The sequence below is a fragment of the Faucicola sp. SE7633 genome (genome assembly GCF_059264685.1).
On the sequence record NZ_JCADBW010000025.1, the window covers coordinates 20,887 to 29,991 of the forward strand.

Consider the following 9,105-nt stretch of genomic DNA (forward strand, 5'->3'; position numbering starts at 1 on the left):
CGTTTATTGGTTGTTTTGTTGCTCTTTAATCAAGTCACCGATGGTGCGTGGGGCAACTTCTGCCGCGTTGTTCGCGCTCAATGCCTTAATCGCGTCGCGTTGTTCGGCTTCGTCTTTGGCTTTGATAGACAAGCTGATGTTACGCGCTTTGCGGTCCACGCCAACGATTTTGGCTTCGATTTCTTGACCGACTTGCAACACGCTGCTGGCATCGTCCACGCGCTCTTGTTGGATGTCTGAGGCGCGCACATAGCCTTCAACTTCATCAGCAAGATGCACTTTTGCACCTTTGGCATCCACCTCGCTTACTGTACCTTTGACAATCGCGCCACGGTCATGGGCAAGTAGGTACTCGTTGAACGGATCGCTATCAAGCTGTTTGATACCTAGGCTGATACGGTTGGCTTCAGCATCTACGCCCAGCACCACGGCATCAACCGTGTCGCCTTTGTTGTAGTTGCGGATAGCGTCTTCGCCATTTTCTGTCCATGATAGGTCAGATAGGTGCACCAAACCATCAATACCGCCTTCAAGACCGATAAAGATACCAAAGTCTGTGATGGATTTAATCACGCCACTGACGCGGTCGCCTTTTTGGTGGTTTTTGTCAAACTCTTCCCATGGGTTTGGCATGGTTTGTTTGATACCTAGGCTAATGCGGCGGCGGTCTTCATCGATGTCCAAGATTTGAACGGTGATTTCATCGCCCACTTGTACGACTTTGGATGGGTGGATGTTTTTGTTGGTGTGATCCATTTCTGACACGTGCACCAAGCCTTCCACGCCGTCGGCAATTTCAGCAAAGCAGCCGTAGTCAGTCAAGTTGGTCACGCGTGCTTTGACGTTAGTACCTTTTGGATACTTGTTCAACACGTCATGCCATGGATCTTCACCCAGTTGTTTAAGCCCTAGGCTTACGCGGTTACGCTCACGGTCAAATTTTAACACTTTAACTTTTAGCTCTTGACCGACTTCTACCACCTCAGATGGGTGCTTCACACGGCGCCATGCCATGTCGGTGATGTGGAGCAAGCCGTCGATACCGCCCAAATCCACAAACGCACCATAATCGGTGAGGTTTTTGACCACGCCGTCGATGACTTGACCTTCATGCAAGCTGTTCAACAACTCTTCGCGCTCGGCTGAGTTTTCTGCTTCCATCACCGCGCGGCGGCTCACCACCACGTTGTTGCGTTTTTGGTCAAGTTTGATGACTTTAAATTCAAGTGGCTTGCCTTCAAGGTGTGTGGTGTCGCGCACAGGGCGAGTGTCCACCAATGAGCCAGGAAGGAATGCACGCACTGAACCGATATCAACGGTGAAACCACCTTTGACTTTGCCAGAAATAACGCCCGTAACGATTTCGTCGTTGTTAAACTGTTCTTCAAGCTTGTTCCAAGTTTCAGCGCGTTTGGCTTTTTCGCGTGACAACACGGTTTGACCCATGCCGTTATCCACCGCATCAACAACCACTTGAACTTGATCGCCGACAGCCACTTCAAGCTCGCCATCTTCGTTCAAAAATTCGCTACGCTCAACGATACCTTCAGATTTAAGACCTGTATCGACCGTAATCCAATCGTTGTCAATCGCCACTACTTCGCCGCTGATAACCGCGCCGCGCTCAACGCTAGGGGCTTGTGCTTGGCTGGCTTCAAACAGTTCAGCAAATGATTCCATCATATAATTTACCTTTGATTCGCCGTAGCCTGTCCAGCACAGTACGGTTCTGATGATGACCGCTTGCCGCGAATTGCTGGTTTTGCCAGCGGCAAGCGGTCAGAAAATGGTTAAAATTTGGGTTTAAACCACTTGATTCAACGCTAGGTGACGTTTCATGCGTTAAGTTTTCGCCCTCAAATTTAGAAGCCTTAGATAGGCATAAATGGCAAAAAATCAAGCCTGATTGCCGCCCATTTCGGCAAGTTTTAGCCCTTGTCTAGGGTTTAACGGTTTATTCAAAACTACTTGACTAAACCGCGCTCGCTACACAGTTGCCATACTTGGGCAAATACCGCGTCGGCATCTAGCGCTGAGCTGTCTAGCACAATGGCATCCTCGGCAGGCTTGGCAGGGGCCACAGCGCGCGCACTGTCACGGGCATCACGGGCCACTAAGCTATCAAGCACGGTGGCAAAATCTGCCTTTTGCCCTGCGGCTTGTAGCTGTTTGACGCGGCGTTCGGCGCGCGCCTCAGGGCTTGCCACCAAAAAAATCTTTAGCACCGCCTCAGGAAACACCACCGTGCCCATATCGCGCCCATCAGCAACCACGCCACGATAGGTTTTATCAGCGTCTGCCACTGCCATGTTTTGTTGCAGGGCCAATAACGCCGCCCGCACCTCACCAAATACCGCCACCTGTGAGGCATACGCGCCAACTTGCTCGCTGCGGATAGCGTGGCTAACGTCTTGCCCATTGACCCATACGCTGATAGACTCACTACCAGCCTGTGGCGGCAAAAACGCAATATCAAGGCTGCGCGTCAGCTCTGCTAGGGCTTGCTCATCAAGCGGTTGGCTATCTAGCAGCCCTGCTTGCGCCGCGCTTAGACCAACAATGCGATACAACGCGCCTGAGTCCAGCATGGTGTAGCCAAGCGCATTGGCCAATCGGCTGGTGAGCGTGCCTTTGCCTGCGCCGCTTGCGCCATCAATGGCAATCACGGGCAGCTGTTGGGACGCGTGTGGCGACATGCAATGACCTCTTGTGTTCTCGCTTGGCAAAAATTTGGGCTCACCCTATTGGCGCAATGCACCAAAAAATGGCAAACAAAAATAGTGCAATATTATAGCGATTTTTACGCGCTTGGGCAATGCTTGCTGGCTAAAAAATCTGTATCCAACGCCACACTGCTTCATCCACGCCCACGATATTTTTCCCACTCATCCTGCTAGCCGCCCAACGCCACATAGACGATAAAAAAGACGCTGCGCGCGCCTTGTTTGTCGGTGCTGTTTGGCGTTTGGCTAGAGCGTAAACGTTGGTTTGGCGGCATTGATCTGCCCTGCCAAGAGACGTTCGATTTCGTTTTTGATGCGCATCCCTGCTTCGTCTTTGCCCAGTTGTAGCGCGTAGCCTGCAGGGCGTTGGGCTTGTGCGCGGTGGGTCACCCACACCACTTTGCCATTGAGCGGCAAGCGTTCGCTGCTGTCGGGCAAGGTGATGGCGACAAACACCTGTGCACCAAGCTGCTGCTGTTGGTTGCTGGGTACAAAAATCGCGCCGTTTTGGATAAACGGTAGATAGCTGGCGTAGAGTTTGTCTAGGGTTTCGTAGTTAATCGTGATGATACCGCCACGTGCAGGCATTGCCATGTCGCTGCTCCTTCAAGCGTGAGTGTGGTTGTCGGCTATTACCTCAAACCGCTTAATACTGTTGTAAAGCTGTCATCAGCTTATCATAACACAGTTTGTCTTGCACATTTTGACGTTTGTCCTGCCAAATGTCGTGAATAATGGTGTGCAAATCGCTGATAGCGGCCAGCGTCGGTATAGGCTGCAACCGCTCCCAACGTAAATCCGCCTGCTGCAAGCCTAGCCCACTGATTTGGTTGCCGATTTCGGTGAGTAGCAGTTGCGACATTGCCAAAAAATCCCCCAGTGGCAAGGTTTTTTGCCAGTAGTCACTGGCTTGAATTGGGCTGCGCTTGTGGCTGCGTAACGCCTGCCAGCTGACAATCCACGTTTGGCGTTGGTCATACCAGCCGCTATCTAGCATGGCCAGCGCCTGCCACGGTGCATAGCCCGATAGCGCGTTGAGCTGCACCAGCTCTTGGGTTTGGCGGTTTTTAAGCGGATGCGCCTCGGGCAGCTGCGCGATTAACGCACGCATGGTCGCCAGTGACTGCTCGGCACTGATGTGATGAATGGCAACGCGCTGCAAACGTGAGCGAATTGTCGGCAACAAACTGGCAGGTTGGTCGCACAGTAAACAAATCAGCACTTGCGCGGCAGGCTCTTCTAGGGTCTTTAGCAAGCTGTTGGCGGCGGCAAGGGTCATGCCCTCGGCGTGATGGATGACGACAAAACGCATACCTGCGCTAGATTGCTGCACAAACGGCTGCAACGCGCGGATGTCATCGACTTTGATGGTCAAGTCGGTGGGTTGGTCAGGTTTTGCTTTGGGCGTGGTTGCGCTGGTTTTTGCGCCCGCGTTTTTGCTGCGGCGTTTGGCCGTGCCTGTGTCGCTGGGCTCATCGGGCGTGGTGCTGATGGGTTGGGCGGCAGCAGGCACGCGGTATAGGTTGGGATGGGTTTGGGCGATGAGCCACTGGCAGCTTTCACAATGTCCGCAAGCAGGCGCGTGCGCGTCGGCAGGCTTGTTGTGGCACAATGCCCACGCCACAAAACGATACACAAACGCGCGCTTACCAATACCTGCCACACCTGCAAACAGCATGGCATGAGGCAAGCGTCCAAACTGCCCCGTTAAATACTGCCATGCCGCCTCTTGCCACGGGTACAGCTCGCCAAACAGCCAATGCCGATACAGCGTATCGGGCACGGGGTCAGGCTGATAAACGGCATATTGCGGCGGTAGGTGGTTGCTGTTTGTTGGGTTGATTGCTGGGTCGGCTTGGGTCATGCAAGGTTATCCTTTGATACTTTTTATTACACTTTAATACTTTTTATTACATAAGTGGGTGTGGTACACGCAAGCATTTTAAACACCCAACCCAGCGATTTGTGCCCAATGTTAAACACAGGCTTGGCAAAAATTGTTGCAAAATTGCCCACCATTTTGTAAGAAAGGCATGACAAGGCTTTGCCCAGCCTTTAAAATAGCCAAAAGTTTGCATCTGTGGCGTTTTTTACCAACAATTAACCAACAAAAGTTCGGTAAAAAATCGTGGCGGTTATTGATTGAGGTGTCGATTGCAAAAAAAACCCGAACAGCCTAAAGCAGCAAAGCCCAACGCACCCAAGCCCAATAGCGTCAAAGGCAAAGCTGCGCCCACGCTCAACATCAAGCCTGCCAAATATCCACCAAACACCCCCAACAACGCGCCCACCGATGACAAAGGGCTGCAGGTGATGTCGCCATTTCGCCAGCAAGTATTTGAACTACTCAACACAATAGCCGCGCAAGCTGATACACCGACGATTGATTTGCTCAAACAGCTCATCACCCTGCTACAGCGCGGCGCACACACCGCCGAATCAGCAAACCACAACATCGGTGTGCTAATTGACCTGCTGCGCACATACCCCAAACTTGCCGACAAACTGTGTCTGTACCTGCTGACGCTGATTGCGCGTTATCGCCAAGTCAGCCTATACACCGATATGGGTATTTTAGCAGATAACAGCTTTTTTGCGGAGTTTTATGGCCTGATTGGCTATCGGCTGCTACCGCCTGCGCCCGATGACAAAGACTTGGTGTATGTGTTTTATCGGCTGTTGTCAAGCAACGCAACGCGGCAATGGATTGAGTTGGTCGATACGCAAAACTGGCTGCGGCTGTCGCTGCTGCTACACGTGCCTGAGGGGCAAGCGCTGCTGATGAATGGCTTACGCGCCAATATTTTGCGCGCCATTATTGTGCTTGCGCACCGTATCAGCGGCACGGGGCTGCACCGCGAAATGATGGAGACATTCCCCCAACCTGCCGATGACCCACAGGCGTTTATTGAGCTGACTTATGAGGTGCGTGAATTTGCCAATGCTTATGAAAAAAGCGTGCTTGCGGCCAATGACGCGCCCTTGCCGCAACATCCTGCCGATCCTAGCCAGATTTTGGTCTTAATTGAGCAAATCGAGCGGTTGGTTCAAAACATCCGCCGCCGTATCCACAAAACGGGTGTGACCGTGCGTGGCACTAACCGCATGGTACGCCTTGAGCAAAGCATTGAGCGGCTTGAGCTGCTGATTATGCTGCTATCTGAACGCCCAAATACCGAACGCCGCGCGCTCATTGAGCTGATGCACACCTTGTATGAAGGTGCGTATCGCCAAATCAGCGTGCGCTACTTGTTAGCGTCTAACACCGCGCTGCTATCGCGCAAGATCACCGACAACGCCAGCAAGGTCGGTGAGCACTATATCAGCACCGACAAACGCGGCTATCGCAAGATGTACAAAAAAGCCGCGCTGGGTGGGGTGCTGATTGGCATCATGGCAACGATTAAAATTTTGGGCTCTAAGCTTGCGCTGTCGCTGTTTGGCACAGCGTTTATGAACAGCATGATTTATGGTTTGGGCTTTGTGCTGATTCATATCATCGGCGGCACGGTCGCCACCAAACAACCTGCCATGACCGCGGCCGCGATTGCCTCGACGATTTCAGAAACCACAGGGCGCAAGGCGACACAACTGGCGAAACTTGCCGAACTGGTTGTTGATATCATGCGCACGCAGTTTATCGCCATTTTGGGCAACATCTCGATTGCCATGCCGCTGGCGTTGTTGATTTCGGTGGCGTGGTATTATGGGTTTGGCACACCGATTATCGGCTATGGCAAGGCTGACCATTTGTTACATGACCTAAACCCGTTCACCTCGTTGGCGATTTTTCATGCCGCCATTGCTGGCGTATATCTGTATATTTCGGGGCTGATTGCAGGCTACTACGACAACTTGGCGGTGCATAACAAAATCGGTGCGCGTATCCGCTACCACCCGTGGCTCAATCGCCACTTATCAACAGCGCGTGTGGAAAAATTTGCCAGCTTTATTGAGCAAAACCTCGGCGCGATTATGAGTAATTTCATTTTTGGCGTGTGTTTGGGCAGTACGGCAATCATCGGCACGATTTTGGGCTTGCCGCTGGATATTCGCCACATCGCGTTTGCCTCGGCAAACTTTAGCCATGGCTTGTTTAACATTTACACCAATACGGGCGTGCTGCCAGATTTGGGGCTGATTTTTGTCAGCTTTTTGGGTGTGGTGTTAATTGGTTTGGTCAATTTGTTGGTCAGTTTTTCACTGGCGCTTTTGACCGCCTTGCGCGCGCGCAACGTCAAGGTGTTTGAGTGGAAAAACCTGCTTGACATGGTTGCTACCCACCTAATCACCCAGCCGCTGGATTTCTTTTTGCCGCGTAAAGAGCCGATGAAATACGCGCTGATTGACGCAGACGGGCGCATTATCTATGACGATGAACCCATTGAGCGCAAGCCCTCTGAGCCAAAACACAAACCCTCGGCCAATGCTGAACCGCGCGCGCAATCAGGGCAAACCGCTGCCAGCCCAACCGCCGATGCGCCTGTACAAAAGCTTAGCCCGCTTGAGGTTGAGCAAAAAAAACAAGCGCTCAAAGAAAAAGCGGCCGAAAAACAAGCCGCCAAACAAGCAGGCCACGCCAAGTCTGACACAGATACCGCAAGCAAACTACCCAAATAATGCCCACTACCAAAGATTTTGCCATGAACCAACCGACCCCGTTACCCCTATCACCGACCGCCCTTGCCGATTTGTTGGACGATTATTTGCAAGTCAATGCCTTTGATGACTACTGCCCCAACGGGCTGCAAGTGGATGCAGGCGCGCCGATTGCGCGTATCGTCACGGGTGTGACAGCGTGTGAGGCATTGATTGACGCAGCCATTGCCAAAGACGCGCAGGCGATTTTGGTGCATCATGGCTATTTTTGGAAAGGTGAGGCCGCGCCTTTGACTGGCATGAAAGGCACACGCGTGCGCAAGCTTATGCAACACGGCATATCGCTGCTGGCGTATCATCTGCCACTGGATGCCCACCGTGTGGTGGGCAACAATGTGCAACTGACGCGCGCATTGGGCTTGACGCTTGTTGAGCCACTGTACCCCACGCAAAAGCAGCCCATTGGTGATATCGCAACCTTATCTGCACCCGTCACACCTGCCGAGTTTGCTGCCACCATTACCCATGCCCTTGAGCGCGAGCCGCTGCACATCGCCAGTGGGCGCACGACGCTACAACGCATTGGGATTTGCACAGGCGGTGCGCAAGATATGATTGAGCAAGCCGCCAAGATGGGCTGTGACGCGTATCTATCGGGTGAGATTTCAGAGCGCACGACCCATCAAGCGCGTGAACTTGGGTTGGATTATTTTGCTTGCGGACACCATGCCACCGAGCGCGGCGGCATACAGGCTTTGGGCGAGTATGTGCGCGATACACTGGGCGTGGCAGTCACATTTGTGGATATTGCCAACCCTGCTTGACTTCCTCCCCTCCCTATCGTTCGGGGATTCCTTCTGCAAGACGGTTAGACCTGCCGCAAACCTAAGACAATGGCAACCGCCCGTACGACACACCGTACATCTTAGGTTCTTATTTTAAGCTAATCCTACCGTTAGGATTGTCTTAGACACGAATTAGCTTAAGTGTGTGTTTGGAAACGTCTTACCAGTTAAGTTACTGCGTACTCGCAATTTAGTCTTAACTTAACTGTGGAATGTAAGACATTGAATATAGTCAGATGAGTATAGCAAAACTTATCGCATTTAACAATTGCCTGATATCCACCACCTGAAGTCGCAGGTTTACGGCAACGAATGAGTAAAAGATTAAAAAAGTAAACAGGCTAACGAGCACTGCAATTTCAAGCCGCCCAAATCGCCGCGGCGGTTGATGTGCCCTCTACGATACCATTTTTTTGCAAAATCGCCCCACCGCCAACAAAGCCAATACCCGTGATAATGCCACCTAGCACCTCGCCCATCGCACTATCATCATCATCACCGATTTCAAAACCCAACAACGTAAAACAACAACTCGCTAAACTCACCAATGGAAAAGTTCGTAAGCCCATACTGTGTTTACTGCTTTCTCGATTAAATTCGATGGGAAAAACCAATAAAAATGCAATCAGCAGTTGCATAGAGTGCACCAGCATGGGCTTTAAGTCTAAATCAAAAATCTCAGACGTGACGCTTAACATTTTTAGTCTTTATGAGACCTTTGCACAAACCAGCGACCGTCTCTCGACACCAATTTCAAACTCAACTAAAAACTGGAATTGGTGTTAAAGAAGTGAAGAAAGTCACCGAATTGGCATAAAAGCCTCCTAAATTGCCGTAAATTAACGTCTATTGGCTAGTTTTACCAACCGATAGACACAATAACCCTAAGCGACCCCATATTTTCGCTTCAAGCCTAGGGCAGTTTTTAAATTATGCAC

General features: G+C 51.5%; 7 protein-coding genes. 2 read left to right on the forward strand and 5 right to left on the reverse strand.

The window, feature by feature from the left end; all coding sequences use genetic code 11:
- Positions 1–3: 3 nt before the first annotated feature.
- The 4 genes from rpsA to AC5L4R_RS08860 all read right to left on the reverse strand — a co-directional run bounded on the left by rpsA (position 4) and on the right by AC5L4R_RS08860 (position 4,587).
- The gene (gene rpsA, locus AC5L4R_RS08845; protein ID WP_494473582.1) at positions 4–1,683 is read right to left on the reverse strand and encodes a 30S ribosomal protein S1; all 1,680 of its coding nucleotides are present in this window, start codon (positions 1,681–1,683) and stop codon (positions 4–6) included.
- Positions 1,684–1,964: 281 nt separating this feature from the next.
- Positions 1,965–2,696, reverse strand: coding sequence for a (d)CMP kinase (gene cmk / locus AC5L4R_RS08850; protein ID WP_494473583.1), 732 nt, complete (start codon positions 2,694–2,696; stop codon positions 1,965–1,967).
- A 273-nt stretch (positions 2,697–2,969) separates the two neighbouring features.
- The gene (locus tag AC5L4R_RS08855; RefSeq protein WP_494473584.1) at positions 2,970–3,317 is read right to left on the reverse strand and encodes a PilZ domain-containing protein; all 348 of its coding nucleotides are present in this window, start codon (positions 3,315–3,317) and stop codon (positions 2,970–2,972) included.
- Between the two features lie 52 nt (positions 3,318–3,369).
- A complete protein-coding gene (locus tag AC5L4R_RS08860) occupies positions 3,370–4,587 on the reverse strand; it encodes a DNA polymerase III delta subunit-related protein (protein ID WP_494473585.1) in 1,218 nt (405 codons plus the stop codon).
- Positions 4,588–5,036: 449 nt separating this feature from the next.
- Here AC5L4R_RS08860 and AC5L4R_RS08865 point away from each other — a divergent pair, with 449 nt between their 5' ends.
- Both AC5L4R_RS08865 and AC5L4R_RS08870 read left to right on the forward strand, forming a co-directional pair.
- Positions 5,037–7,343, forward strand: a complete 2,307-nt coding sequence (locus AC5L4R_RS08865) for a site-specific recombinase (protein WP_494478045.1) — start codon at positions 5,037–5,039, stop codon at positions 7,341–7,343.
- 23 nt (positions 7,344–7,366) lie between these two features.
- Entirely contained in the window at positions 7,367–8,146 is a 780-nt protein-coding gene (locus AC5L4R_RS08870) for a Nif3-like dinuclear metal center hexameric protein (RefSeq protein ID WP_494473587.1), read from the forward strand.
- A gap of 380 nt (positions 8,147–8,526) precedes the next feature.
- On the opposite strand, the gene AC5L4R_RS08875 is transcribed toward AC5L4R_RS08870, so the two are convergent.
- The gene (locus AC5L4R_RS08875; RefSeq protein WP_494473588.1) at positions 8,527–8,865 is read right to left on the reverse strand and encodes an MgtC/SapB family protein; all 339 of its coding nucleotides are present in this window, start codon (positions 8,863–8,865) and stop codon (positions 8,527–8,529) included.
- Between the last annotated feature and the right edge of the window lie 240 nt (positions 8,866–9,105).